Origin of the sequence: Limnobaculum parvum, assembly GCF_003096015.2 — a bacterium.
Lineage (GTDB): Bacteria > Pseudomonadota > Gammaproteobacteria > Enterobacterales > Enterobacteriaceae > Limnobaculum > Limnobaculum parvum.
On the sequence record NZ_CP029185.2, the window covers coordinates 2,140,053 to 2,165,817 of the forward strand.

Below are 25,765 nucleotides of genomic sequence, written 5' to 3' on the forward strand. Positions count from 1 at the left end.
TATTTAAATTCATCACGGTATTACGGATTATTTTTTAGGTGGACGGGCGGTAATCGCCGGCAGCGTAAACAGTAGGAATACCGCTATCATTAAGGCGGCAACCAGAACGAACATGCCCGCCGTCTGGCTAACGGTCATGGTTAACAAACCAACCAGATATGGGCCAATAAATCCGCCAAGATTACCTAATGCGTTGATGGTTCCACGTACGCCGCCTAATACATTGGATGGGAACAGCAGTGGAGGAAGCGTCCAGAACGGACCGGCGTAAGCCTGTAAGAAGAATCCACACAGCACCATGACGCCATAAGAAAGCCAGATACTCTCTTTCAGCAACAGCGAAAGGGTTAAACAGATGGCAAAACCGACCAGTGGAATCGCGGTATACAGGCGACGGTTCATGGTCTTGTCACACCACTTAGCGATATAGTATTGACCGAAGATACACAACACATAAGGCGCTGCGGTCAACATCCCTACCATAGTCATACCGCTACCGGTCAGGTTTTTAATCAGATTAGGCATCCACAGCGCAAAACCATAGAACCCAACCTGAACAAAGAAATAGATACCAATCAATTTCCACAGATTTGGACTGCGAATAATGGTACTGATACTGGCTTTATCATCAATGGAAGCGCCCATTCGGTCCTCTTCCAGCTTTTTCTCAATCCACTCACGTTCGCGCGGATCCAGCCATTTCGCCTGATGAGGATGGTCAGAGACTAGCGGCATCCAGACAAACAGCAGTGCCAGTGACAGTACCCCTTCAATGATGAACATTTCACGCCAACCGTGCAGTTCGATTAGCCAGCCGGACAGCGGGCCAGTGATAATGGAGGCAACCGCTAGGTTCATCTGGAAAAAGGCAATCGCTCTGGCCCGTTCTTCGTTAGGAAACCAGTGACCAATCAATGCCAGAATGGCCGGATACACGCCACCTTCAGCCACCCCAAGAATGAAGCGGATAATTAATAACTGAGTCGGGTTTTGCACAAAGCCGGTTAGCAGCGCAAATCCTCCCCAAGCGATAATCGTCCAAGCAATAAACTTCTTGGCGCTGTAGCGCTCTGCAATATGCCCGCCGGGTATTTGCAAAAAGATATAACCGATAAAGAAAATCCCGGCCACTAGCCCGGCAAACGATGCTGTCATGCCTAAATCTTTATCCATACCACCAGCAATACCGATAGCGATATTGGTTCGGTCCATATACGCCACGATATAGACCAAAATGGTTGCCGGGATGATATGCATCCAGCGTCCTTTAGGAATAGGTTTACTTGAATCTGTGCTCATTACTATGTTCCTTGGTTCAACCGCTAAATGATAAAAAAACGCGAGTACATCAGTTGTTTGTTATTCATTGTTACGCAACTAAGTTCTATATACAGAACATATATTCAATATACAGAACAATATTCGTCGCGCTGTATAAAAGAGTCAATGGGGTAACTTATGAAAGTTAAATATCTGTGAGCTGACGCAACTTTCACCATTCTGAGGTTGACGGCACATTATTTGGGCGACAAAATTCCCACATAAAGAACAATGGTTCTTTATGAAGAACAAATAATTGACATGGACAATGTTGAGGTGGCTAACAATGAGGAACAAAAAAGTAAGGAATGCAGCGGAGACGGTTTATACAGTAGCGCGCATAGTGGGCTACTGTATAGATACAAAATAGATGAAAAATAGATACAAAAGTTAATCGTGGGGAGAAGCCTGTCTTCGCGTCATCGCAGCTAAAGCTAAATCGACAAATTCGTCAGCGCACTTATGCCGTAAATATCAGCTATTTTATGAAGTAAAAAAGATCCCAACATCACCCCAGCGCCTTCAACGCCTGATTTACTTTCGTCAGCCACTCTTTATGCATTTTACGATAGTGCGGTTTAGCTCGGCGAGCTATGACGGCGATGGTTTCCAACTGCTGCTTCGCTTCCTGCTTATCGCCCTTTTCGCTCAGCAGTTGATAATAACGAAAGCGCGCTTCTGGCCCGGTGTAGTACTCGATCAGTACCCTGAATTCATCTTCGGCCTTATCAAGATCGCCCGTTTGCTGCAACGATCTGGCATACAGCAAATGACCATCCTGAGAGCGATAGTCAGGATTAGCACTAATTAATACTTCCAGCGTTTTCTGGCAGGAGACCGGATCGTGGCTGTCAAACTGCGCCTGAGCCAGCTTAACTAAAATATCAGGATCCTGTACAAAGATACCGGTTAACGCTTTTTGATAATTAGCTGCCGCTTCCTGCGGTCTGCCAATGCGTAATAGCTCATCGGCTAAACGTACATAGTTTTGACTGGTTTCGGTGATCACCAATTCATCACGCAACATACGCACATGACGTTCCGGATCCATTTTATCCTGAGCTTTACCCATCAGGCGTTTACCATCACGGCTACCTAATAGGTCTGGTAATAAGATTGCCAGTGCATAGACGGCACAACCAATACCCGGTAACCCAATGATAATATATAACCAATAACGCTCCTGCCCGGTTTTCACCGCATGAACACCACACATGATTTGAATAAAAACGACCAGAATGACCGGCATTTCAGCACTCCCTGCCCAAAATAACAACTAAACTGACAACATCATATTGATGAGACTGCTATCTGACAATGATTTCTGTCGATAAACAAAATAAAATAGTGAAGCATGAAACTAATTGGTATGCCGTTTTCTATTTATAGAATTTAATTTCTCATAATCCCCAAAACACCCGGAATAAATAGTCTGCTCACAGGATGCCTAAACCGCCACGATCTGTGGCATAATGTGCCTAATATCACACTTTCAACTATGAGTATTCGTTTTGTTAATTAGCAATAATATTACTATGCAGTTTGGCTCCAAGCCGCTGTTTGAAAACATTTCAGTCAAATTTGGCGGTGGTAATCGCTACGGTCTAATTGGTGCTAACGGTAGTGGTAAATCCACTTTTATGAAGATTCTGGGTGGCGATTTAACCCCTTCTGGCGGCAACGTATTTCTTGATCCTAATGAACGTCTGGGTAAACTGAAACAGGATCAGTTTGCCTACGAAGAGTACAGCGTATTGGATACCGTCATTATGGGCCACGCTGAACTTTGGGAAGTAAAAGAAGAACGCGATCGCATCTATAATCTGCCGGAAATGAGTGAAGAAGATGGGCTAAAAGTCGCCGATCTGGAAGTTCAGTACGGTGAGATGGATGGATATACCGCGGAGTCCCGCGCCGGTGAACTTCTGTTAGGTGTCGGTATTCCGGTAGAACAACATTATGGCCCAATGAGCGAAGTGGCCCCCGGCTGGAAACTTCGGGTATTGCTGGCTCAAGCGCTATTTGCCAATCCAGATATTCTTCTGCTCGACGAACCAACCAACAACTTGGATATTGATACTATCCGCTGGTTGGAGCAAACGCTAAACGACCGTAACAGTACCATGATCATCATTTCCCATGACCGTCACTTCTTGAATATGGTATGCACCCATATGGCCGATTTGGACTACGGCGAGCTTCGTGTCTATCCGGGTAACTATGATGAGTATATGACTGCATCAACTCAGGCTCGCGAGCGCCTGCTGGCAGACAATGCCAAGAAAAAGGCACAAATTAACGAATTGCAATCTTTCGTTAGCCGTTTTAGCGCCAACGCGTCTAAATCCCGTCAGGCCACTTCCCGGGCACGGCAGATTGATAAAATTCAGTTGGAAGAAGTTAAAGCCTCCAGCCGTCAAAATCCATTTATCCGTTTTGAACAAGATAAGAAACTGTTCCGTAATGCGCTGGAAGTGGAAAACCTGTCAAAAGGTTATGACGGTAATACCCCACTGTTTAAGAACATCAATCTGATGTTGGAAGTAGGCGAAAAAGTGGCTGTACTAGGTACCAACGGTGTGGGTAAAACCACCCTGCTGAAAACCTTAATCGGTGAACTGACGCCAGAAGCCGGTCGCCTGAAATGGTCTGAAAACGCCAATATTGGCTATTATGCTCAGGACCACGCATCCGATTTTGAAGTCGACATGACGGTATTTGACTGGATGAGCCTGTGGATGCAGCCTAATGATGATGAGCAATCGGTGCGTAGCGTATTGGGTCGCTTATTGTTCTCTCAAGATGATATTAAGAAATCGATAAAAGTACTATCCGGTGGTGAAAAAGGCCGCATGCTGTTCGGCAAACTGATGATGACTCGCCCTAATATTTTGATTATGGATGAGCCAACCAACCACTTAGATATGGAATCGATTGAATCACTGAATATGGCGCTGGAACTCTATCAGGGAACGCTGATTTTCGTCTCTCACGACCGTGAATTCGTTAGCTCGCTGGCAACGCGAATTATTGAAATCACACCGGAGAAAGTGACCGACTTTAGCGGTAATTATGATGATTATCTCCGTAGTCAGGGCATTAATAACTGATTAACCGGCCTTAAATAACAAAGGCCACCTCATATGAAGGTGGCCTTTTAAATAGATAAGTTAAAAAGCCATCCCAACAACAGACAGCCTTTCTACATAAATCACATCAACAACAATATTTAGCTACCCGCTGACTCAGAACGACGAGCACCCGCGAATGAAGCGCGTTTTTGCTGCGCTGGCTTATCCGAGCGAGGCTTTTGGCTGCGAGGCTTGTTGTCACCCCTACCCTCAGTTTTGTTGCCCCACGGGCTATTATCACTGCGGCCCGCAGATTGGCCAGCCGCCGGGCGAGCGCGTCCTGAATTCGGACGTCCACCTTGCCCTTGTCCTTGCCCCTGACCTCTACCCTGACGACCATTAACGATCGGCTCAGCTTTAATGGTTGGATCTGGCTCATAGCCCGGTAAGGCAATACGCGCAATTTCAAACTTCAGCAAGCGCTCGATATCGCGCAGCAGTTTATGTTCATCAACACAAACTAAAGACACCGCTTCTCCAGTACATTCTGCACGGCCGGTACGGCCAATACGGTGAACATAATCTTCCGGTACGTTTGGCAACTCATAGTTAACTACGTGAGGCAAATGGTCAATATCCAGACCACGGGCAGCAATATCAGTGGCTACCAGCACGCGGATCTTACCATTTTTAAACTCGTCCAACGCACGGGTGCGAGCACCTTGGCTTTTATTACCGTGAATGGCTGAAGCGGTAATGCCATCTTTATTCAGTTGTTCCGCCAAATGGTTAGCACCGTGTTTAGTACGGGTAAACACCAGCACTTGTTGCCACTGCCCTTCACCAATCATTTGTGACAACAATTCACGTTTACGTTTTTTATCAACAAAGTGAACTTTCTGGTCCACCAGTTCGGATGGCGTATTACGTTTTGCCACTTCTACAGAAGCAGGGTTGTGCAATAATTTCGACGCTAACCCTTTAATTTCATCAGAGAAGGTGGCGGAAAACAGCAGATTTTGACGCTTGGCAGGCAGTTTAGCTAACACACGACGAATATCGTGAATAAACCCCATATCCAGCATACGGTCAGCTTCGTCCAGTACCAGAATTTCGACTTTAGATAAATCGACCGCATTCTGATGCTCCAGATCCAACAAACGTCCCGGCGTTGCCACCAGCACATCCACGCCACTACGCAGTTTCATCATCTGTGGATTAATACTAACACCACCAAAAACCACCATCGAACGAATATTTAAATGGCGACTGTAGTCACGCACATTTTCGCCCACCTGAGCTGCCAGCTCACGGGTTGGCGTCAGAATCAGTGCCCGTACCGGGCGACGACCACGAACAGCTTCGCCGCTTGCGCTTAAGCGCTGTAATAGTGGTAGGGTAAAACCCGCGGTTTTACCGGTACCGGTTTGCGCGCAGGCCATTAAATCACGGCCAGATAAAACAACAGGAATCGCCTGCTGTTGAATAGGCGTCGGATCGCGATAACCCTGTTCTTCAACCGCGCGCAAAATATCGGCACTTAAGCCGAGTGAATTAAAAGACATATAAGGAAAAACTCCAGACTCGCCCGGCAAACATTCCGTAGAGGAATAATCGTTTGCTACGGTCCTGACGAGATTATTATTACGAGGTATGACGTTGAGGCATTACCGCGAGGTATATGGCGTAGACCGAAGTACGCCGGATGTTGTCAGTATAACAGAACTTCCATCAGTTAGTGTAATTATTCGAAATAGCCATAATTAACGACGCATTAGCAATCTTTTAAAAACAATAAGGGCGCAAAATCGCGCCCTTATAAAATATTATATTACCGATAATATTAGCGACGGTCGCCTAAAATACGCAGCAGCATTAAGAACAGGTTGATGAAGTCTAAATAAAGGGTCAGAGCGCCCATAATAGACGACTTACGGTAACCTTCTCTATCATCAATAGAAACATGCTCACCAATCGCTTTCAGTTTTTGCGTGTCATATGCCGTTAAACCAACAAACACAATCACACCTATATAGGTGATCGCCCAAGTCAGCGCCGAGCTCTTAAGGAAAATATTCACCAGCGAAGCCAGAATAATACCAATCAGCCCCATGACCATCATGCTGCCTAACTTGCTTAAGTCGCGCTTGGTGGTATATCCGTACACGCTCATGGCACCAAAGGTACCGGCAGTAACAAAGAACGTACTGGCAATTGAGCTGCTGGTATAAGCAATAAAGATACTGGATAAGGTCAATCCGGTCAGAACCGAATAGAGCATAAACAACGTTGTGGCTAAAGCGCCGCTAATGCGGTTAAGCATACCGGACAGGAAAAACACGACGCCCAGTTGCACAATAATCAGACCGTAAAAGGTAATATTGCTGGAAAAAATGAATGACTGAAGCGCAGTTCCGGTAACGAACCAAGCAGTAAATGCAGTCAATAACAGACCGCAGGTCATCCATCCGTAGACCTGAGCCATAAACGCCTGAATACCGGTATTGGCGTGTTCTACGATAGTACCGTTGTGACGTGGATCCATTAATTTTGTCCTTCTTATCTCATAAGTCAAAAACAGGGGTGAAAACAACTAAATTTACCCAAGGTTATCACATATTATGACACCTGATGGCAAAAATAATTTCGTAATGTCTGGTAAAGATAGAAACCCCGCCTCTTTAACCCGACACCTGAGTCTGGTTTACACTCTTGACCAACGCTGCGCTAGCTGGGCAATACGCTGACCAAACAAACGAGCGGTTTCCAATTCACCCGGCAACGGCGCTTCTTCTACCGAGGCATCTGCTGGAGAAACCGTCATCAGCCCGGAAACACCGGCAATATAGTTGACATCCTGACGGGTTGCCGCTTTGGTATTCGATGGCAGCATTCCCATACCCGCCCAGATACCACCGTGCTGCTGGGAAAGGTGAAACATGTAGTCCAGCGTACTGAGCTTGTCACCATTCATACTGGCGGAATTGGTAAAACCTGCGAACAGCTTATCTTTCCACAACAGTGCAGACCAAGGCTTAGAAGATGCATCGGCAAACTTCTTAAACTGCCAGGAAGGTCCACTCATATAGGTCGGGCTACCAAATATGATGCCGTCGGCTATCGAAAGAATAACCCATGCCTGTTCTGATAAATTCCCTTCCGCATCGATGGGCAATATATCAACCTGTGTGCCACTGATTTCCATTGATCCTTTTGCTACTGCTTCGGCAACTTTTGCCGTATGTCCGTATCCACTGTGATACACCATTGCTATACGTGCCATCAATACCTCGTCGAAACCCAAAAAAACAAAGCCTGCCCTGAACATCAGACAGGCTTCTATAACCCAGAAATTATATCATTGTCAGCAGAAATTGTGATGTGGATTAAGGTGACCGTTCGGCATCAAACCTCGCCCTGCTTGTTTTAGCATGATGAATATCGCAGATTAATTACCAGCGCTCAGCCGCTTGCTTGTCGCTGTTACGGGACTCAACCCAGCGGTCACCTTCCTGAGTCGCTTCTCGTTTCCAAAATGGCGCTTTGGTTTTCAGATAATCCATAATGAATTCGGCAGCTTCAAATGCAGAACTACGGTGGGCACTGGTTACGCCGACAAACACAATTTCATCACCGGGAAACAGTTCGCCAATTCGATGAATAACGCTAACGCGTTGTAAAGGCCAACGCTCACGAGCTTGCTCGACAATCTCAGCCAGTGATTTTTCCGTCATTCCCGGATAGTGCTCAAGGGTTAGTGCACTGACGCTATCACCTAAATTATGATTGCGGACTTTACCCGTAAAGGTAACCACGGCCCCATCGTCATCACACTGGGACAACCACTGATACTCATCGCCAACCTGAAATGTAGCCGGGCTTACGGTAATGCGGGTGTTATTAATCTCTGACACACCATCACCCTCCGGTAACCGGTGGAAAAAACGCCACCTCATCACCATCAACAATGGGATGATCGGCGGTCACCAACGTCTGATTAACCGCCATCAGCAACTTGCCTGGCTCCAACGCCAGCGGCCATTTATTGCCACGAGTGCACAGCGCCTGACGCAGCGCCTCTACCGTTGGGTATTCCGCTGCGAGCTCCAACTGTTCGGTTCCAACCAACTCTCTGACCTGAGCAAAAAATATCACTTTAATCATGATGTTTTACCTTCCCTTGCCATCGCCCCATCCTCTGCCAAAAAGTCGCCGGACTTACCGCCGCTTTTCGCCAACAGCCTTACAGGGCCAATCACCATATCCTTCTGGACGGCTTTACACATATCATAAATCGTCAGGGCCGCTACCGAAGCGGCGGTTAATGCTTCCATCTCAACCCCGGTTTTCCCCGTCAGACGACAGCATGATTCAATACGAACCCGATTACTCTCGGGTAATGCTTCAAGGGAAACTTCCACCTTACTCAGCAAAAGCGGATGGCAAAGAGGGATCAGTTCCCAAGTCCGTTTTGCAGCCTGAATACCGGCAATGCGCGCGGTGGCAAACACATCACCTTTATGGTGGCTGCCCTGCATAATCATCGCCAGCGTTTCCGCTTTCATCTCAACAAAGGCTTCTGCTCTCGCTTCTCTGACCGTTTCACTTTTTGCTGAAACATCCACCATGTGCGCTTCGCCAGAAGCATTAATATGGGTTAATTGTGACATGTTGTGACTTATCTCTGTTTTTTGCTCAAGTGAGGTAAAAAATTACAGGGTCTATGGCGGGCATCAAGCTGTTCAACAATAATGCGCTCCCATGCCATTTTGCAGGCATTGGTAGAACCGGGAACCGCAAACACGATGGTTTGATTAGCAATACCGGCCAACGCGCGGGACTGTATCGTGGAGGTGCCAATGTCTTCATAAGACATCATGCGAAACAGTTCGCCAAAACCTTCAACTTCGCGGTCAAATAGCGGTGAAATGGCCTCCGGCGTATTATCTCTGGCGGTAAAACCGGTGCCGCCGGTAATCACCACTGCTTGCACTGATTCGTCCGCTATCCAGCCGGAAATGACCGCACGAATCTGATAGATATCATCTTTAATAATACGTTTTTCAACCACCTGATGACCGACCTCTTTGGCCGCCTCGACCAGATAATGACCAGAAGTATCCTCTGCTTCCCCGCGGGAATCAGATACGGTTAATACCGCAATGGATACTGGAATAAATTCGCTGGCTGCATGTCCCATGTAGGCTCCTTAAATCATAATGTCTGTTGATAACCCAGCGATGTGGGTTATCAGCCGCCAATAAATGACAGGTTTTGCGTGATACCGCTGTTACCCTGATGCAGGAAGTGCGTCTGTTTTTTGGTTTGAAGTTTTTCGTGAATGCGATCTTTTAACGCTTCGAGCTGACTATCTTCTTCCAGCAGGTCGCGCAGTGAAATACCGTGCTCACCAAACAGACAAAGATGCAAATTACCTACCGCAGAAACCCGCAGACGGTTACAGCTCAAACAGAAATCTTTCTCATAAGGCATGATCAGGCCGATTTCGCCCTGATAGTCGGGATGACTGAATACTTGTGCCGGGCCGTCGCTGCGACTACGTATCGCCTGTTGCCAGCCTCTTTCCAGCAGTTGTTGGCGGATAACCTCGCCAGAAACATGATGCTTACGGAACAGATCGGTTCCCTCACCCGTTTCCATCAGCTCGATAAAACGCAGCTGAATTGGACGGTGTTTAATCCAGTCGAGGAACGTCGACAGGCTGCGATCGTTAACATCTCGCATCAGCACGGTATTAACTTTGATTTTTTTAAATCCGGCAGCAAAACCGGCATCAATACCTTCCATCACCTGACGAAACTTGTCCTGACCGGTGATAGCGTGAAACTGACGGGCATCCAGACTATCGACGCTAACGTTCACCGAGGTTAATCCGGCCTCTTTCCAGCTCTGGATATCTCTCGCCATCCGGTAACCATTGGTGGTCACCGCCAAAGTTTTAATGGCTGAGTTTTCACGGATTGCTGCGATGATATCAACAAAATCACGGCGCAATGTGGGTTCACCACCGGTCAGACGGACTTTCTCCGTTCCGAGCTCGGCAAAACCACGCCCAACGCGTCTAATTTCGTCAAGAGTTAGGAACCGCTTGTTTGAATTTGGTTTATAACCATCAGGCAAACAATAGTTGCAACGGAAGTTGCAAACATCGGTAATAGACAAACGCAAATAATAGAATTTGCGATCAAAAGCATCGGTCAATTGCGATACCATAAAACACCTTTCCAATATTGGGAGGCGCAGGCATTTCTACCATACACCCTGGTGACATTAAGCCACGGCTGCAACACCATATCATTGACTGACTTAGGTCGAAGCAGCTCAGAGTTTCATTTCATTGTATGCCCTAATCCGGTTGGTAACTAACAACCGCGTGATTAACAGAGCAATATATAGATATTAATGCGTAATTCCGCTTACTGCCAGAACTATAAATCGCTATATAATAGTTTATACAACGTTTGTTCTTCAATTTATTTGCAAGCACCTTACTGAAAAACCAGATGATACGGCTTGATATAAGTCAATGTTGACCCATGTCATGCAAAATCACTCAGATTTCGCCTTTTGTTGCAAAATCGGGTACCTTATGCCGCAAAAATAAGCTTCACAAAAAGGAATGTTATGCGTAATCGCACCTTAAGCGATCTGGAACATGTGGTGGCGCTTGGCGGAGGGCACGGTTTAGGCCGGGTAATGTCGGCACTCTCTCCTTTAGGTTCTCGCCTTACCGGCATCGTGACCACCACCGATAACGGTGGTTCTACAGGACGCATCCGCCAATCAGAAGGCGGAATTGCCTGGGGCGATACCCGTAACTGCCTGAACCAGTTAATTACTGAACCCAGTGTGGCTTCCACCATGTTTGAATATCGCTTTAGCGGCAACGGTGAGCTGGCGGGTCATAATCTGGGTAACCTGATGCTTAAGGCGCTAGATAACCTTAGCGTTCGCCCTTTAGAAGCAATAAATTTAATCCGTAACTTGTTAAAAGTACGGGCTTATCTCATCCCAATGTCAGAACATCCAGTTGACCTCGCTGCAGTCGATGTGGACGGTAATGTGGTTTACGGAGAAGTGAATGTCGACAGCCTGCAACAAATGCCGAAACAACTGTTGCTGGAACCTCACGTGCCGGCAACCCGTGAAGCGATAGAGGCCATTGATGAAGCAGAGTTGATCCTGATTGGTCCGGGAAGCTTTATGACCAGCCTGTTGCCGCCATTATTGCTAACTGAAATTGCACAGGCGCTACACCGTAGCAAAGCGAAGATCATCTATATTGGAAATCTGGCTAAAGAAATGAGCCCTGCGGCGGCGGCCCTTCGCCTGAAAGATAAAATGGATATCATCGAGCAAGCCATTGGTGGGCGTAAAATTGATGGCATCGTTATTGGCCCGCATACCAGCCCAGAAGATATTGTCGATAAGGTCATCGTTCAGCAACCTCTGGAAGCAGAAGATATCCCCTATCGCCACGATCGTGAAATGCTACATAAAGCGTTGGAAGCCGCACTACAAAAATTCGGCAGATAGAACAAAATAAAAAAGCGCGAAGATTATTCATCTCTCGCGCTTTTTTATTTCAATTCATGACTTACTTCTGAGAACGAGTATCCGCCACTACACGAGTAGGTTTACCTTCAATGACCAATACTTTTTGGCCGTTGGACAGCGGCTGGTCCATACCCTGAGCAACGGTAATCATTCCATTGCCTTCAGTTTGAATCACGTACTCAATCGCCTGTTGTTTAGAAGCGCCGCTTTCTACTGCTGATCCCAACAGACCACCTAACAGCGCACCGCCAATGGCACCCAGCGCATTAGACCGAAAGCCTCCACCAATAGCAGAACCCGCAACACCACCGGCTGCTGAACCAACTAGCCCACCAACACTGCTGTTACCTTCCACATCAACAACTCTCGAGCTAACAATGACCCCCGCATACGTGCGACTGGCCTGCCCAACTTGCTTATCATTATAGGAAGTCGAAGAGATATTTGATGCACATCCCGCCATGCTTAATACAATACACGCGACGCCCAATGTTTTAATAAATACTGATTTCATTTGATTCTCCCTTTTAGACTTAATGGTCTGCTATCAATCCTGATACACCGACATTGACATTCCTGTCAGGTGAATCGATCGAGTATAACAGTAGACCAGTACACTACTCTGACTCCCATATGAATAGGCAGATTAAATCACTCATTAATCAAAAGATTAACTTATTGAGAGGTTGGCGTTTTCACTCAAGTCGTTAATTGAGCGTCAGGAAGAGTTGTTCGTTTTGTAGGCATGGGTGAAAACGCGGTTACTTCTCCCATTTCCCCCACGGCCCTTCACCGATGCCTTCATCTCGTTTGCTCAACTGGTCGTGAACATACAGGTCTTCCACCTGTTTACGCGCCCAAGGTGTGCGGCGTAAAAATTTCAGACTAGATTTAATACTGGGATCGTTTTTAAAACAGTTGATATTAACTTCGCGCGCCAACGCTTCCCAACCAAATTTATCCACCAGCGTCGTCAGCAGGCGTTCGAGGGTTATACCGTGGAGAGGATCTTTGGATTGATGTTGCATAATATAATTTACAGCCTGTACTGACGATGGGACGTAAGTATAACAAGCCAGTAGCCCAAGGTCACTTTATGCCTAAACCTCAAATAATTAATACACTAAATATCACAACCCGAAACTAGTAAAGCATGATGGTAACCTATATGCTAAATACGGCTATGAATCACGCAGTTAACTACAACGTTTTTAGATTTTCTATGAGGCACAATTATGTTTCTCTCTCATTCCCACCGATTAACTGCTTTACTGCTTGGCCTCTCTCTTGCTGTCGCCATCCCGGTTCAGGCAGCAAAAACGGCATCGTCATCCGATCAAAGCGCCAGCATCCAACCAGCGCCTTGGCCTCACAGCTATACCATCGATAAAACACCTGTCACTTTTTATCAACCACAGTTGGATAGTCTTGAAGGAAATACGCTAAAAGGTCGTCTGGCTATTTCCGTTAATAAAGGTTCTATTACTGATAAAAATGGCAAGAAAAGAGCACAGCTTGATTATGGTGTTCTCTGGTTTTCAGCACTTATTGATACCAATACCGCTGCCCGAACAGCACAGTTGCACGATATCAGTATTGATAAAGCTAGTTTTCCAACCGCTCCCGATAAACAAAACGACTATCTGGCGTTAGTGCATAAAGCGCTACCGCAAAAAAGTCTGATGGTGAATCTGGATCAGGTTGAAGCGTCACTGGCAATTAATCAGGCCGAAAATCAGCAGGTCGGCATCGCCGTAGATAATAAGCCTCCTCAAGTTATCTTCTCGCTCACCCCTGCTCTATTGGTACTCGTTGATGGTGAACCGGTGACCAAACCAACATCCATTGAAAATATCAATCGGGTGATAAATACCCGCTCGTTGCTGCTGGAAAAGGATAGTCGTTGGTATCTCTATTTTGCCAATCACTGGATGTCCGCGGCTAAGCTGGATGGGAACTGGGAACCGCTAACCACTATCCCCGATGGCTTTGAAAAAGTGATGCAAGAAGCGGTAAAAGCCAAAGCCGTGGATGTGATGGATAAGCCCAGCGATGTGATGAAAAAATCATTAGCCGAGGGTAAATACCCTACTATCTATACCGCAACCACACCAACAGAGTTAATTACGGTTGATGGCGATCCGCAGTTTGCCCCGATAGAAAATACCGCGTTGATGTATGTAACCAATACCAGCGGCGATGTGTTTGTTGATTCAGCCACGAATAATGCTTGGTATGTTTTACTGTCTGGTCGTTGGTTTACGGCTGACTCAACCAAAGGTCCGTGGACCTATGTTCCCGGGGAGAAATTACCGGCTGACTTCGCCAAAATACCGTCACTGAGTCCAAAAAGTGCCGTGTTGGCGTCAATACCAGGAACACCCGAAGCAAAAGAATCACTGATCGCTAACTCAATACCCCAAACGGCCAGCGTCAATATCCAGCAGGCAAAACTGAACGTTAGCTATGACGGCGGCAAAGCGCAGTTTAAGTCGATTGAAGGCACAACCCTTCAATATGCGGTCAATAGTGCCCTGCCGGTCATTGAAGTGAACCCGAACCTGTTTTATGCCGTGCAGAATGGCATTTGGTTTACAGCCGCTTCATCAACCGGGCCTTGGGCCGTAGCGCTGTCGGTTCCATCGATAATCTATACCATTCCTGCCTCGTCACCGGTTCACTATGTCACTTATGTTCATGTCTATGGGCATACCACCAGCGTAGTGTATGTCGGTTATACCCCCGGTTATTACGGTACCGTTGTCAGTAATAATGTCGTGGTTTATGGCACCGGCTATCCTTGCAACGCCTGGGTTGGTAACGTTTGGTATGGTTGCCCTGCAACCTATGGCTACAACGCTGCCTTTGGTTATGACCCGTATGTCGGCTGGTCAGTGGGCTTTATTGCTGGATGGGCATGGGCTTCCGCTTGGTATGGCCCATCGTGGGGACCTTGGTACGACTGGGATGGCCCGACGCCATGGTATGACGGCCCTTCTGTTGCTATCAGTAATGTGTATGGCCGCTGGGGAAATACCGTTGCACAAGGCGTTCGTACTAACTGGTCGAATCCATGGACCGGAAACTACGGTACGGGCGTCAGAGGCAGTTTCTACAATCAGGCCACTGGCACTCATGGTTACGGCTATGCTGCCCGTAATACCAATGATTACACCGGAATCAAATCAGGGGTTGCAGGCAACGTTCGCTATAACCCACAAACTGGCAGAGCCGTTGCTTCTCATGGTGCAGCTATCGCTAATCCGGATACCGGAAATGCCATTGGAGCCAACAACCGAACCAGCGTTAATGCGCGTACCGGTCGTGTAACCGACAGTGCCCATGTTGCCACCCGCACCGATCAGGGCGCAACGTCTGCCCGCGCGTTTAACAGCCAAGGTATCGCTGGTGATGCACATGGTTCCGGCTATGTACACTATGATGCCAGCACCGGGCAAGTTACCCACGGCGGACACGTCAATACCGATAATGGCTTCTACGCCGGTAAAGACGGTCATGTTTATCGCTATGATAAAGGTCAGGGTTGGCAGCAAGTACAGTCAAACGGTCAGCTTAAGCAAGTCACTCCACCTTCTAACTCAGGTGTAGACCGCGACCAGCAGGCCCGTACCCGCGCCAATCAGCGTACAGAAGATCGTAGCTACTCATCTTCTCCTGATATCAACCGAGATAATTTCCAACAAAACCGACAAAATCGCATTCAAGATCGTCAAAATGTTAATCAAAACATTGGCGGCGGTCGTTTAGGCGGTGGGCAATTCCAGGGCGGTGGAAACCGCATGGAAAATGTGCACCAATTCGATCGGGGGAACCTGTCTCATGGATTCCAAGGTCGCGTTGGCGGGTTCCGACATTTTAGATAAACATAGAGGCGGCCGATTGGCCGCCTCTGAATCTTACATCATTGAGAACGTCGGACTTAGCCGACGTTCTCAAATATCAAGCAATTATACCCTTTCGACTGAGCCCTAAGGTGGTCTGGAGTTACCCTCCTGACGCTCCTTAATGCTATTTCAAAATAATCAAAAACCGCATCACGATATCGCAATAAACTGCTCCCGCAGTTTCTGCAATACATCCCGTAACTGAGCCGCCTCTTCAAACTCAAGATTCTGCGCATGTTGATACATTTTACCTTCCAGCTCGCGAATCTTTTTATCTAACGCCTGCGGCGTCAGTGCAGTGTAATCTGCCTCTGACTCTGCCGCTTTCTTCTTACCACGGCCTTTGGCATGTTTCAGTGTCCCCAGCCCCTGACCCAGCTCCAGAATATCCTCGATAGACTTATTCAGCCCCTGCGGAACAATGCCATTGGCCTCGTTATACGCTATCTGCCGCGCTCTACGACGTTCTGTTTCATCAATGGCTTTTGCCATCGACTTAGTGACTCTATCGCCGTAGAGAATCGCTTTGCCGTTTAAATTACGTGCCGCACGACCAATGGTCTGAATCAGTGAACGTTCGGAACGCAGGAACCCTTCTTTATCCGCATCCAGAATAGCCACTAATGACACCTCTGGCATATCCAGACCTTCACGTAGTAGGTTGATACCCACCAGTACATCAAACTCACCCAGACGCAAATCGCGGATAATCTCTACTCGCTCAACGGTATCAATATCTGAGTGTAGATAGCGCACCCGCTCCCCGTGCTCTTCCAGATACTCAGTCAAATCTTCCGCCATCCGTTTGGTTAGCGTAGTCACCAACACCCGCTCATTCTTCTCCACCCGAATACGAATTTCAGACAGTAAGTCATCCACCTGAGTAGCAACGGGGCGCACCTCAATCAGTGGGTCCAACAGCCCCGTAGGACGTACCACCTGATCGATAATTTCTCCACCGGATTTCTCCAGCTCGTAATTTCCTGGGGTGGCGGACACATAAATAGTCTGCGGAGCCAGTTGCTCAAACTCTTCAAAACGCAGGGGGCGGTTGTCTAACGCTGAAGGCAAACGGAAGCCATATTCTACCAACGTCTCTTTACGCGCTCTGTCACCGCGATACATACCACCTAATTGAGGCACGGTTACGTGGGACTCATCAATCACCAACAGGCCATCAGCCGGTAAGTAATCGAACAGGGTTGGCGGCGGTGCGCCTTCTCCACGCCCCGACAAATAGCGTGAGTAGTTTTCGATGCCGGAGCAATAACCCAGCTCATTCATCATCTCAATATCAAACTGGGTTCGTTGGCTCAAGCGCTGCTCTTCCACCAGCTTATCATTGGCCAGTAGCATTCGCCGACGATCGGCCAGCTCAACCTTGATGCCTTCGATAGCTTCCAGAATGCGTTCACGCGGTGTGACATAGTGCGTTTTAGGATAGATAGTAAAACGGGGAACCACCTGCTGAACCTGACCGGTCAGCGGGTCAAAAACCGACAGGCGTTCTACTTCATCATCAAACAATTCAATACGCAGGGCATACTCGTCCGACTCCGCAGGGAAAATATCAATCACTTCACCGCGCACCCGGAAAGTACTGCGCTGGAATACCTGATCGTTGCGGGTATATTGCAATTCGGCCAATCGTTGCAAAATCGAACGCTGATCGATGATCATGCCGCGCGTCAGGTGCAACATCATTTTCAGGTAGGCATCGGGATCGCCCAGACCATAAATGGCGGAAACCGAAGCCACCAGAACCACATCCCGTCGCTCCAACAAAGCTTTGGTCGCCGACAGTCGCATCTGTTCAATATGTTCGTTAATCGAGGCATCTTTCTCAATGAAAGTATCCGAGCTGGGAACATAAGCTTCTGGCTGATAATAATCATAGTAAGAGACGAAATACTCCACCGAATTTTCAGGAAAGAAGGCTTTCATTTCCCCATACAGCTGAGCGGCCAGCGTCTTATTCGGTGCCAGAATCATGGTAGGCCTTTCCAACTGGGCAATGACGTTGGCGATGGTAAACGTTTTACCGGATCCGGTTACCCCAAGTAACGTTTGGTGAGCTAATCCATCTTCCAATCCCTCAGTCAACCGCCTAATAGCCTCCGGTTGATCGCCGGCGGGCTGAAAAGCCGAGTTTAATTTGAATGTTTTGCTCATGATTCACGCTGCCTGAATTGAAAGATTAGCTATCTGAAAAGAATGTCCGATAGAGATCGCAATTTCTATTATGTGGAGCTGGACAGCTTTTTACCACTCCCATTATACTGTATATTAAACCAGTAAAAACCTAATTTTAGTAACCGCATAATTTTAAACAACTATTTTTTCATAAAGGGAAGTATATCCAGAAGGGCTAATAGTCAAGCTATAGAAATGTCATTTATCCCCAAAAACGAGTTGACATTCTTCAAATCGACACATTTTTTCAATCATATCCACTGCCGCATTTCCTGTCCTATATCAGCCACTTGATTTTAGATAACTAAATGATATTTAATACTTTTTCACCAGCGCTGAGAATGCAAACAAAAACTGGAAGAGCCGCATCAGGGCTGGGATGAGATGATTTTTCTAACGTTAATGCACAAGGTTATCCACAGGAATAGTGGATAAGTAAAATTTCCCTACTAATACTGCTGCATTGCGTCAGGTGCCTTTTTCAGAAACGCCGAGAAAAACATCCCCGCTAAATTTTTTTTTACCCTGTTTACCAGCGATTTATTCTTAATAAATAATTGAAAAAAATTTTGCTTGCGTGTTTTTTGATGACTTTTCAACCTACTATTACCTTCATTTTCTTTCACTGTAAGATTTTCCTATCATCATGGTAACCTGATTTGGTAACCAACGTGTTACAAACCGCAGATATCAACAGTATGGAATTAAACTTTGATAATATGCTGGTTTTATGCTCGAATTAGCACTTCATCTCCCGCCAACCGTATCAACAACAGACAATTAGCCGCCATGAAATATCAGATTATTGCGCTCGACCTAGACGGTACTTTACTCACTTCGCAAAAACAGATTTTGCAGGAATCGTTGGATACCCTTGCGCTTGCTCGTCAGCAAGGAGTCAAAGTGGTTATTGTTACCGGACGCCATCATGTAGCCATTCACCCCTTCTATCAGGCTTTGCAACTGGATACACCGGCTATTTGCTGTAATGGTACCTACACCTATCACTATCAAAAGCAGCAGGTTCTGTCCGGAACGCCGCTAACAAAATCTCAGGCAACTCAGGTAGTTCAACTACTGCGTAATCATCCGATTCAAAGCCTGATGTACATTGATAATGCCATGACCTTCGAGCAAAAAGATGACAGCATTGACCGCTGGTATGCTTGGGCCGCTCGCCTGCCGGAGAATCAGCGCCCTACTATGCTCCAAGTGGATAAATTCGAAACGGTGATTAATCAGGCTGACAACGTATGGAAGTTTGCCACCTCCAGCGATGATGAAGATTTACTTAATCACTTCAGTAACCTAGTAGAGAAAAAGCTAGGGCTAACTTGTGAACGCTCATGGCATAACCAGATAGATCTGACTCAACAAGGTAACAGCAAAGGCAACAGACTGCGTGAATGGGTCGAATCTCAGGGAATTAGCATGAATAATGTGATCGCATTCGGCGATAACCTGAACGATGTGAGTATGCTGTCTCAGGCCGGATTAGGCGTCGCAATGGGTAACAGCAGTGATGAGGTAAAGATGCATGCCGATCTGATAGCCGGAGAAAACGAGACGCCAACCATCGCCAATATTATCCGCGAGCGCGTTTTGCAACAGTAAGCAGAGTGATGTCATGATGAAAAAAGCCTCCCAATTGGAGGCTTTTATTCATTGAAAATAATGTCTGGTGGCTTAACATGTCTTCCGACCGTACTCCTTGCCCATCTAAGCTCCTTACTTTTACGGGCCAAATATTAGAACGACCAACCCGCAAAACATCACGCCACCATCACCATGCCTCTCGGCTAATCGACACGCTCTTCACCTGCGCGAACAGTGCCTGCCCTACGCAAATGTGTAATTCATCCCGAGCCCAGGGGGTAATTCTGGCCCAAATAGCGTGTTGCCCCACTAATAGCTTCACATCAATGCGATCGCCCGAAGGGTGAATTTCTGTTACCTCCGCAGCCAACACATTACGGATACTGCTATCTTGTGGTTTAGTTAAGACTAAAGAGACATCCGCCGCATGAATACGAACCCGTAATCGTTGCCCCTGTGGTACATCCACCCGATTAACCCACAGGCACTGTTCTCCTAATGCCAACGCACTCATCGCATACTTATCGTGCTGTTTCAGTAAGGTCACATTCAGTACGCTGCTTTGCTCATCCTGCTGTCGCCACGGTGCCATCGCATCACTGGCCCATACGCTTTCCAGCTCCCCGGCCGCTCTGACTTTTCCACTGTCCAGCACGATCACCTGTTCAGCGAGTCGCAGAATCTCTTCCATACTGTGGGTCACATACAATATGGGAATATTCACATCTTTCGCCAGACGTTCTAGATAAGGGATCAGCTCTCGCTTGCGCGGTATATCCAGTGAGGCTAAGGGTTCGTCCATCAACAACAATTCAGGTGCTGTTAATAAAGCACGACCAATTGCTACCCGCTGCTTTTCACCACCGGATAAAGTGATGGGAAAACGTTTGAGCAGATGAGCAATACCCAATAGCTCAACAATATCATCAAACTGACGCTGCATTTGTGGCTGCATACCGTACTGCAAGTTGCCTTTAGTGCTGTAATGGGGAAACAGGCGCGCATCTTGAAAAACATAACCGATACGGCGCTTTTCCGGTGGCAGGTAAATCCCTCGAGAGCAATCTACCAACACCCTGTCGTTTAGAATAATTTCGCCGCTGTCTGGTCGAGTTAATCCACTTACTGCGTTAATCAGTGACGTTTTGCCAGCACCAGACAAGCCAAAAATTGCGGTAATCCCCTCTCCGGGCACTTCAACCGCAACATCCATCTCCAACGCACCCAAGCGCTGTTTGAAATTTAGCTTTAACATCAGCCTTTCAGCCTCCGTTGACTCCAGCGCGCCAGCCATTCAGACATTAGCAACGATATTAATGACAACAAAATGGCTATAATGCACAGACGAGCGGCATCCCCTTCTGCGCCGGGCGTTTCAATGAGGGTATACATCGCTAACGGAATAGTACGGGTTTCACCGGGAATATTAGAGACAAAGGTGATGGTTGCACCGAATTCGCCCAGCGATCGGGCAAAAGCCAGTACTACACCCGCTAACAGGCCGGGAAAAGCCAAAGGCAAGGTGACGGTAAATAAGACGCGCCAAAAACCCGCGCCCAGCGTTCTGGCGGCTTGTTCCAGTTTGGTATCCACCGCTTCAAGCGCCAATCGGATTGCCCTGACCATCAGGGGAAAAGCTATAACCGCTGAAGCAAAAGCGGCTCCGCGCCAACTAAAGGTAAAGCTGAAGCCGAACCACTGATATAGCCATTCACCAATAATACCTTTGCGGCCAAAGCCGATGAGCAGTAAATAACCGATCACGACTGGTGGCAATACCAGAGGTAGATGAATAACGCTGTCCAGCAATGCTTTACCAGGAAACTGGCAGCGCGCCAGAATCCAAGCAACAAAAATACCGACAGGTAAACTGAAGGCCACGGCCACTCCAGCCACTTTAAGGCTGAGCAGCAGCGCTTCTAACTCATATTGAGATAACATCATTTAATACGTGGACTGAACCCATATTTTTCAAATACTGCTGAAGCTTCCGGCGTAGTCAGGTATTTAGCAAACGCCTGCACTGCCGGGGTCGCATGGTCTTTTACCGCCGCCATAGGATACTCTACCGGTAAGTGACTGTCGTCAGGGAAAATACCCACCATTTTTACTTTTTTGCTGGCTACCGCATCAGACCCATACACAATACCTAACGGGGCTTCAGCGCGTTCAACCAGCGCTAATGCTGCACGCACGTTGTTTGCTCTCGCCATCTTTGGTGACAGTTGATCCCAAACACCAAGGAAAGTTAATGCTTGTTTAGTATAGATGCCCGCTGGAACGTGATCGGGGTCGCCTACGGCTAAACGTCCATCTTTCAATAAAGATGACCAGTCAGTCACTTTACTGACATTGACGTGTTTCAATGGACTGTCAGCCGGGGCAACCAGAACCAGATCGTTACCCAATAGGGTTACACGCGTTTTATCATCCATCAGTTTCTTTTCAACAACAAAATCCATCCACTGCTGGTCAGCAGAGATAAACATGTCTGCCGGTGCGCCTTGTTCAATTTGACGGGCTAGCGTTGAAGAAGAGGCAAACGAGGAAGTGACCTCTACACCGCTCTTTTTTTGATAGTCTGTTGCGATTTCTTCCAGCGCATTGGTCAAGGATGCAGCAGCGAATACGGTAATTTTCTCCGCTGCTGATGCGGTTTGTAGCAAAGTAGCGGCTAACAGCCCAACCAGAGTGAGTTTCAGTTTGTTCTTCATTTAAGCCTCGTTATTTTATTGTCACTATTATCAGTCAATATCACCCTTCGGTATGTATTTTAAAATATAACGCTTTCCTGTTTACTTGTCATTGCCCGATGTTTGATTTATGAAAATTACTGCAACGTGATATCACAGAAACAAAAAGACACCGGCCTGCATTGCAGGCCGGTGTCTTTTCATATTCAGATTTAGGCTAATCCCTGCTGGGATTAGTTATTACGGCTTTTGCTTGGACCCAGTTTTGAAATAAAGTTAAACACTTCGCCCAACCCATAAATCAATCCCAAAATAATTGCCATCACCACGGGAACCATACAGGCAGCAAATATCAGACTTTTTAATAATTCAAACATAAGTTCCTCATTTAACTCATCATGCTAAAGCATGTTCGCGGTGGTTTTATTACCAGCGGTATTCATTAATATAACACAGAGTTTATCAGCTATCTGCTGATAATTTTCATCTATCTGTGCTGACTGGCAATTTGGTAGAATGATAAAAATGAAGGACAATGTAGTACGTCTTTACCAAACGGACCCTATCGCGATGAATGCTGAAATCTTACTTACCCTGAAATTACAAGGTCATCTATTTGCTGATCCTCGCCGTATCGCCTTGCTAAAACAAATTGAGCATACCGGTTCTATCAGTCAGGGAGCCAAGCTGGCAGAGATCAGTTATAAAAGCGCCTGGGATGCCGTCAATGAGATGAATAAGTTGACCGATAATCTGTTAGTAGAGCGCGCAACCGGCGGTAAAGGTGGGGGTGGTGCGCATTTGACACCTTATGGTAAACGCCTACTTCAACTGTATGATCTGCTGGAAAAAATACAACAAAAGGCGTTCAATGCATTACAAGATGACTCAATGCCGTTAGACAGCTTGTTAGCCGCCATCGCCCGATTTTCACTCCAAACCAGTGCCCGTAATCAATTTTTTGGTACCATTCTCGACCAACAGCCAACCAATCAACCAGACTGTGTTACTTTGCTGATGAATGATGGCAAAACCGAAATTCATGCCTCCCTAACTCAGCAAAGTATCCAGCGGCTGCAACTTACCCAAGGGAAAGAGGTATTAGCGTTGATCAAAGCGCCGATGATTGATTTACATCACCACCCCCTCGCCGCCAGTGATAACTGTCTGCAAAGTACGGTGACATCCGTCAGTACCAAGGAGCAACGTTGCGAAGTCTTATTACAGTTAGATGGGGGAGAAACGCTCTGTTCTACCCTCTCTCATCAACAGGCTGACGTTCTTTCTGTTCGGGTCGGACAAACATTATGGGCAACGTTTAGCGCCGAGAGCGTCATTATTGCTACCCTGTGCTAAAGCATCAGAATTTGTTTTAGCCCCTTGACTCGGGGCCAATTGATTCGCACACCATAGCGAATTTAAATTGACGCCCGATATCAAAAGGACCCTACGCTGAAACCACCTTGAGTTCATCAATCAACCGTAAGGTTGTCGAAGTTATCTGCAATTCATCATAAACCACATACAAATCAGCAGGAATTCGCTCTTCCAGCGGTCTAAATATCACCCCCGGCCAATTCATTTGGGCATAGCTGTCCGCTATCAGCGTAATCCCTAATCCCATACTGATCAGCGCCAGTACGGTTTGTGGCTCTACTGCCTCCCGCACAATATGGGGAGAAAAACCGGCCTTATTACATACTTTTTGTAAAAAGGACCAGTCCGAATGCACCGCGGGTAACGTTACAAACGCTTCATTTCTTAACTCATGCAGAGGAATAGCGTCATGTCTGACCAACCGATGTTCACTGGGTAAGGCCACTAAAAAAGAAGCCTCCTGTAATCGTAGGCTGGTTAACCCCTGAGGTGGAATAGAAGCCATACGCCAGATACCGGCATCAATTTCATGGCGCTCCAACATAGCCATCTGTATACCCGGAGACTTTTCGCGAAAGATAATATCAACGGTAGGATTGGCTTTAATAAAGCGATGCAAAACGGGCCTCAATTGCCCCCACATTGCTGTTCCAACAATACCCAGCTCTATGCGACCTCTTTCTCCCCGGCCTATTTGTTCGACTCTGGCCAGCGCCTGATTGGTTGCCGCCAGTAGGCTACGCGTCTCTTCCATCAGCACCTTCCCCGCATGGGTTAAAGCGACGCTGCGTGAATGACGAATAAACAGCAGGGTTCCTAACTGAGCTTCCAGCTCCTTTATATGAATACTGAGCGGCGGCTGCGACATATTCAGGCGCACCGCCGCTTTGCCAAAGTGAAGTTCTTCCGCTACCGCTAAAAAATAACGCAATAGCTTCAGGTCAGTACGATAAACGCGTTCAATTGAATCCACATCGGCTCCTGTCCTGGGTCTTTTTATAGCGAGTTTATGTAACCGCCCGTCAGAACCTCACCATGACAAATTACACATCAATAGCCATTTGGGGAGATGGCGGCTTGTTTATCATCCAACGTTGCCAATAGGCTCGCCAACAGGCTAGATGCGCCAAAGCGAAAATGCGCGGGTGTTATCCATGCTTCTCCCAGTAAACGGGCCGCGATAGCCAGATAATGCTCGGCTTCTTCAGCAGAACGAACGCCGCCAGCGGCTTTAAAACCACAACGACCGCCCTTTTCAGCAATCACACCCAGCATGATCTCCGCCGCTTCCGGCGTGGCATTAACCGGTACTTTACCGGTGGAAGTTTTAATAAAATCGGCTCCGGCATCAATAGCAATCATCGATGCCTGACGGATCAATGCTGGCGTTTTTAACTCTCCGCTCTCAATGATCACTTTCAGCAATTTATCACCACAGGCGGCTTTACAGGCGACAACCAAATCGTAACCGATTTGTGTATCGCCAGTCTGTAACGCACGCCACGGAAATACTACATCAACTTCATCGGCTCCTGCTGCAATGGCGGCCTTGGTTTCTCGCTCGGCTAATGCCACATCAGCCGATCCGGCTGGAAAATTAGTGACGGTAGCAATTTGCACCGCCGATAGCCCTTGCTCGCTTAAAGCACGACGTGCATCCGCAATAAATGCAGGGTAAACACAAACGGCAGCCGGATGACCGTAAGCCGTTTTAGCGTTTTGACAAAGTTTGTTGATAACCTCACGGGTGTCATTCTCGTTTAATGAGGTGAGATCCATCAGATTCAGTGCCTGTCGGGCAATGGTTTTCAAATTCTGCATATTGTCTGTTCCTTTATTTTTATTACATAAGCCCTTTGACGACCAGATAACCAATATACATAAAGACAATGGTCAACACGCCCGGCAGAACGTTAGGTGCCGGAATGGGCACCCGAAGATAGGTACACAGCGCGCCCACGGCAAAACCCACACCGGAAGATAATAGAATTTCTTTCATTTACGACTCCATTGCGATACTTCAATTGCCTGA

At 47.1% G+C, this 25,765-nt stretch carries 25 protein-coding genes and 1 riboswitch; of the genes, 5 read left to right on the top strand and 20 right to left on the bottom strand.

Translation table 11 applies throughout. The annotated features are described in order from the left end of the window. Positions 1 to 27: 27 nt before the first annotated feature. Positions 28 to 1,299: an MFS transporter gene (locus HYN51_RS08850; RefSeq protein WP_108899702.1), complete on the bottom strand. Its 1,272-nt coding sequence runs from the start codon at positions 1,297 to 1,299 to the stop codon at positions 28 to 30. 529 nt (positions 1,300 to 1,828) lie between these two features. Further along, positions 1,829 to 2,569, bottom strand: coding sequence for a tetratricopeptide repeat protein (locus tag HYN51_RS08855; RefSeq protein WP_108899703.1), 741 nt, complete (start codon positions 2,567 to 2,569; stop codon positions 1,829 to 1,831). A gap of 262 nt (positions 2,570 to 2,831) precedes the next feature. Here HYN51_RS08855 and HYN51_RS08860 point away from each other — a divergent pair, with 262 nt between their 5' ends. After that, positions 2,832 to 4,430: an ABC-F family ATPase gene (locus tag HYN51_RS08860; protein WP_108899704.1), complete on the top strand. Its 1,599-nt coding sequence runs from the start codon at positions 2,832 to 2,834 to the stop codon at positions 4,428 to 4,430. 119 nt (positions 4,431 to 4,549) lie between these two features. On the opposite strand, the gene rhlE is transcribed toward HYN51_RS08860, so the two are convergent. The 8 genes from rhlE to moaA form a co-directional block, all read right to left on the bottom strand. Beyond that, positions 4,550 to 5,956 (bottom strand): ATP-dependent RNA helicase RhlE, encoded by a 1,407-nt coding sequence (gene rhlE / locus HYN51_RS08865; protein WP_108899705.1) that lies wholly within the window; start codon positions 5,954 to 5,956, stop codon positions 4,550 to 4,552. Between the two features lie 278 nt (positions 5,957 to 6,234). Next, positions 6,235 to 6,936 carry a Bax inhibitor-1/YccA family protein gene (locus HYN51_RS08870; protein WP_108899706.1) on the bottom strand — a complete coding sequence of 234 codons (702 nt, stop codon included), beginning with the start codon at positions 6,934 to 6,936 and terminating at the stop codon, positions 6,235 to 6,237. 159 nt (positions 6,937 to 7,095) lie between these two features. After that, positions 7,096 to 7,674, bottom strand: a complete 579-nt coding sequence (locus HYN51_RS08875) for a flavodoxin family protein (RefSeq protein ID WP_108902008.1) — start codon at positions 7,672 to 7,674, stop codon at positions 7,096 to 7,098. A 169-nt stretch (positions 7,675 to 7,843) separates the two neighbouring features. Further along, a complete protein-coding gene (gene moaE, locus HYN51_RS08880) occupies positions 7,844 to 8,296 on the bottom strand; it encodes a molybdopterin synthase catalytic subunit MoaE (protein WP_230514057.1) in 453 nt (150 codons plus the stop codon). Positions 8,297 to 8,309: 13 nt separating this feature from the next. Beyond that, positions 8,310 to 8,555 (bottom strand): molybdopterin synthase sulfur carrier subunit, encoded by a 246-nt coding sequence (gene moaD / locus HYN51_RS08885; protein ID WP_108899708.1) that lies wholly within the window; start codon positions 8,553 to 8,555, stop codon positions 8,310 to 8,312. Continuing rightward, a complete protein-coding gene (moaC, locus tag HYN51_RS08890; protein ID WP_108899709.1) occupies positions 8,552 to 9,061 on the bottom strand; it encodes a cyclic pyranopterin monophosphate synthase MoaC in 510 nt (169 codons plus the stop codon). Before moaC ends, moaD begins: the two co-directional genes overlap by 4 nt. A gap of 8 nt (positions 9,062 to 9,069) precedes the next feature. Continuing rightward, on the bottom strand, positions 9,070 to 9,591 hold the full coding sequence (gene moaB / locus HYN51_RS08895) for a molybdenum cofactor biosynthesis protein B (RefSeq protein ID WP_108899710.1): 522 nt from the start codon (positions 9,589 to 9,591) through the stop codon (positions 9,070 to 9,072). A gap of 50 nt (positions 9,592 to 9,641) precedes the next feature. Continuing rightward, the gene (gene moaA / locus HYN51_RS08900) at positions 9,642 to 10,625 is read right to left on the bottom strand and encodes a GTP 3',8-cyclase MoaA (RefSeq protein WP_108899711.1); all 984 of its coding nucleotides are present in this window, start codon (positions 10,623 to 10,625) and stop codon (positions 9,642 to 9,644) included. Further along, positions 10,614 to 10,751, bottom strand: a riboswitch (molybdenum cofactor riboswitch). It overlaps the preceding gene by 12 nt. Before the next feature lie 285 nt (positions 10,752 to 11,036). Between moaA and yvcK the strand changes: the two genes are divergently transcribed. Beyond that, positions 11,037 to 11,948, top strand: coding sequence for a uridine diphosphate-N-acetylglucosamine-binding protein YvcK (gene yvcK, locus HYN51_RS08905; protein WP_108899712.1), 912 nt, complete (start codon positions 11,037 to 11,039; stop codon positions 11,946 to 11,948). Between the two features lie 61 nt (positions 11,949 to 12,009). Here the strand turns inward: yvcK and HYN51_RS08910 are convergent, their stop codons facing one another. Then, positions 12,010 to 12,483 (bottom strand): outer membrane lipoprotein, encoded by a 474-nt coding sequence (locus HYN51_RS08910; RefSeq protein WP_108899713.1) that lies wholly within the window; start codon positions 12,481 to 12,483, stop codon positions 12,010 to 12,012. A 247-nt stretch (positions 12,484 to 12,730) separates the two neighbouring features. Beyond that, positions 12,731 to 12,997 (bottom strand): VF530 family protein, encoded by a 267-nt coding sequence (locus tag HYN51_RS08915; RefSeq protein ID WP_108899714.1) that lies wholly within the window; start codon positions 12,995 to 12,997, stop codon positions 12,731 to 12,733. Positions 12,998 to 13,204: 207 nt separating this feature from the next. Between HYN51_RS08915 and HYN51_RS08920 the strand changes: the two genes are divergently transcribed. Further along, the gene (locus HYN51_RS08920) at positions 13,205 to 15,853 is read left to right on the top strand and encodes a hypothetical protein (RefSeq protein ID WP_192878389.1); all 2,649 of its coding nucleotides are present in this window, start codon (positions 13,205 to 13,207) and stop codon (positions 15,851 to 15,853) included. Between the two features lie 171 nt (positions 15,854 to 16,024). Here HYN51_RS08920 and uvrB read toward each other — a convergent pair whose 3' ends face one another. After that, positions 16,025 to 18,046 (bottom strand): excinuclease ABC subunit UvrB, encoded by a 2,022-nt coding sequence (gene uvrB, locus HYN51_RS08925; protein WP_108899715.1) that lies wholly within the window; start codon positions 18,044 to 18,046, stop codon positions 16,025 to 16,027. Between the two features lie 810 nt (positions 18,047 to 18,856). Here uvrB and HYN51_RS08930 point away from each other — a divergent pair. Then, complete coding sequence (locus tag HYN51_RS08930; RefSeq protein ID WP_108899716.1) at positions 18,857 to 19,681, top strand: pyridoxal phosphatase; 825 nt, start codon at positions 18,857 to 18,859, stop codon at positions 19,679 to 19,681. Positions 19,682 to 19,850: 169 nt separating this feature from the next. Here HYN51_RS08930 and modC read toward each other — a convergent pair whose 3' ends face one another. The 4 genes from modC to HYN51_RS08950 all read right to left on the bottom strand — a co-directional run bounded on the left by modC (position 19,851) and on the right by HYN51_RS08950 (position 22,733). Then, the gene (modC, locus tag HYN51_RS08935) at positions 19,851 to 20,918 is read right to left on the bottom strand and encodes a molybdenum ABC transporter ATP-binding protein ModC (protein WP_108899717.1); all 1,068 of its coding nucleotides are present in this window, start codon (positions 20,916 to 20,918) and stop codon (positions 19,851 to 19,853) included. Further along, the gene (gene modB, locus HYN51_RS08940) at positions 20,918 to 21,607 is read right to left on the bottom strand and encodes a molybdate ABC transporter permease subunit (protein WP_108899718.1); all 690 of its coding nucleotides are present in this window, start codon (positions 21,605 to 21,607) and stop codon (positions 20,918 to 20,920) included. Before modB ends, modC begins: the two co-directional genes overlap by 1 nt. Beyond that, positions 21,604 to 22,377 (bottom strand): molybdate ABC transporter substrate-binding protein, encoded by a 774-nt coding sequence (gene modA / locus HYN51_RS08945; protein ID WP_108899719.1) that lies wholly within the window; start codon positions 22,375 to 22,377, stop codon positions 21,604 to 21,606. The genes modB and modA overlap by 4 nt, the downstream gene beginning before the upstream one ends. Before the next feature lie 212 nt (positions 22,378 to 22,589). Beyond that, positions 22,590 to 22,733 (bottom strand): AcrZ family multidrug efflux pump-associated protein, encoded by a 144-nt coding sequence (locus HYN51_RS08950; protein WP_108899720.1) that lies wholly within the window; start codon positions 22,731 to 22,733, stop codon positions 22,590 to 22,592. A gap of 193 nt (positions 22,734 to 22,926) precedes the next feature. On the opposite strand from HYN51_RS08950, the gene modE reads away from it, so the two are divergent. Then, positions 22,927 to 23,712, top strand: a complete 786-nt coding sequence (gene modE, locus HYN51_RS08955) for a molybdenum-dependent transcriptional regulator (RefSeq protein ID WP_108899721.1) — start codon at positions 22,927 to 22,929, stop codon at positions 23,710 to 23,712. A 91-nt stretch (positions 23,713 to 23,803) separates the two neighbouring features. On the opposite strand, the gene HYN51_RS08960 is transcribed toward modE, so the two are convergent. The 3 genes from HYN51_RS08960 to HYN51_RS08970 form a co-directional block, all read right to left on the bottom strand. Then, positions 23,804 to 24,697, bottom strand: a complete 894-nt coding sequence (locus HYN51_RS08960; RefSeq protein WP_108902009.1) for a LysR family transcriptional regulator — start codon at positions 24,695 to 24,697, stop codon at positions 23,804 to 23,806. A gap of 86 nt (positions 24,698 to 24,783) precedes the next feature. Continuing rightward, entirely contained in the window at positions 24,784 to 25,554 is a 771-nt protein-coding gene (deoC, locus tag HYN51_RS08965; protein ID WP_108899722.1) for a deoxyribose-phosphate aldolase, read from the bottom strand. Between the two features lie 22 nt (positions 25,555 to 25,576). Continuing rightward, a complete protein-coding gene (locus HYN51_RS08970; protein WP_108899723.1) occupies positions 25,577 to 25,732 on the bottom strand; it encodes a XapX domain-containing protein in 156 nt (51 codons plus the stop codon). Positions 25,733 to 25,765 lie beyond the last annotated feature (33 nt).

What these genes read in the sequence shown, in the direction of transcription:
- HYN51_RS08910 (WP_108899713.1), bottom strand. Translation starts at nt 12,483, where the DNA reads ATGAAATCAGTATTTATTAAAACATTGGGCGTCGCGTGTATTGTATTA.
- HYN51_RS08970 (WP_108899723.1), bottom strand. Translation starts at nt 25,732, where the DNA reads ATGAAAGAAATTCTATTATCTTCCGGTGTGGGTTTTGCCGTGGGCGCG.
- HYN51_RS08875 (WP_108902008.1), bottom strand. Translation starts at nt 7,674, where the DNA reads ATGGCACGTATAGCAATGGTGTATCACAGTGGATACGGACATACGGCA.
- rhlE (WP_108899705.1), bottom strand. Translation starts at nt 5,956, where the DNA reads ATGTCTTTTAATTCACTCGGCTTAAGTGCCGATATTTTGCGCGCGGTT.
- modB (WP_108899718.1), bottom strand. Translation starts at nt 21,607, where the DNA reads ATGATGTTATCTCAATATGAGTTAGAAGCGCTGCTGCTCAGCCTTAAA.
- modA (WP_108899719.1), bottom strand. Translation starts at nt 22,377, where the DNA reads ATGAAGAACAAACTGAAACTCACTCTGGTTGGGCTGTTAGCCGCTACT.
- HYN51_RS08920 (WP_192878389.1), top strand. Translation starts at nt 13,205, where the DNA reads ATGTTTCTCTCTCATTCCCACCGATTAACTGCTTTACTGCTTGGCCTC.
- HYN51_RS08930 (WP_108899716.1), top strand. Translation starts at nt 18,857, where the DNA reads ATGAAATATCAGATTATTGCGCTCGACCTAGACGGTACTTTACTCACT.
- HYN51_RS08870 (WP_108899706.1), bottom strand. Translation starts at nt 6,936, where the DNA reads ATGGATCCACGTCACAACGGTACTATCGTAGAACACGCCAATACCGGT.
- moaB (WP_108899710.1), bottom strand. Translation starts at nt 9,591, where the DNA reads ATGGGACATGCAGCCAGCGAATTTATTCCAGTATCCATTGCGGTATTA.
- modC (WP_108899717.1), bottom strand. Translation starts at nt 20,918, where the DNA reads ATGTTAAAGCTAAATTTCAAACAGCGCTTGGGTGCGTTGGAGATGGAT.
- moaD (WP_108899708.1), bottom strand. Translation starts at nt 8,555, where the DNA reads ATGATTAAAGTGATATTTTTTGCTCAGGTCAGAGAGTTGGTTGGAACC.
- HYN51_RS08915 (WP_108899714.1), bottom strand. Translation starts at nt 12,997, where the DNA reads ATGCAACATCAATCCAAAGATCCTCTCCACGGTATAACCCTCGAACGC.
- HYN51_RS08950 (WP_108899720.1), bottom strand. Translation starts at nt 22,733, where the DNA reads ATGTTTGAATTATTAAAAAGTCTGATATTTGCTGCCTGTATGGTTCCC.
- deoC (WP_108899722.1), bottom strand. Translation starts at nt 25,554, where the DNA reads ATGCAGAATTTGAAAACCATTGCCCGACAGGCACTGAATCTGATGGAT.
- HYN51_RS08855 (WP_108899703.1), bottom strand. Translation starts at nt 2,569, where the DNA reads ATGCCGGTCATTCTGGTCGTTTTTATTCAAATCATGTGTGGTGTTCAT.
- modE (WP_108899721.1), top strand. Translation starts at nt 22,927, where the DNA reads ATGAATGCTGAAATCTTACTTACCCTGAAATTACAAGGTCATCTATTT.
- moaA (WP_108899711.1), bottom strand. Translation starts at nt 10,625, where the DNA reads ATGGTATCGCAATTGACCGATGCTTTTGATCGCAAATTCTATTATTTG.
- moaC (WP_108899709.1), bottom strand. Translation starts at nt 9,061, where the DNA reads ATGTCACAATTAACCCATATTAATGCTTCTGGCGAAGCGCACATGGTG.
- uvrB (WP_108899715.1), bottom strand. Translation starts at nt 18,046, where the DNA reads ATGAGCAAAACATTCAAATTAAACTCGGCTTTTCAGCCCGCCGGCGAT.
- yvcK (WP_108899712.1), top strand. Translation starts at nt 11,037, where the DNA reads ATGCGTAATCGCACCTTAAGCGATCTGGAACATGTGGTGGCGCTTGGC.
- HYN51_RS08850 (WP_108899702.1), bottom strand. Translation starts at nt 1,299, where the DNA reads ATGAGCACAGATTCAAGTAAACCTATTCCTAAAGGACGCTGGATGCAT.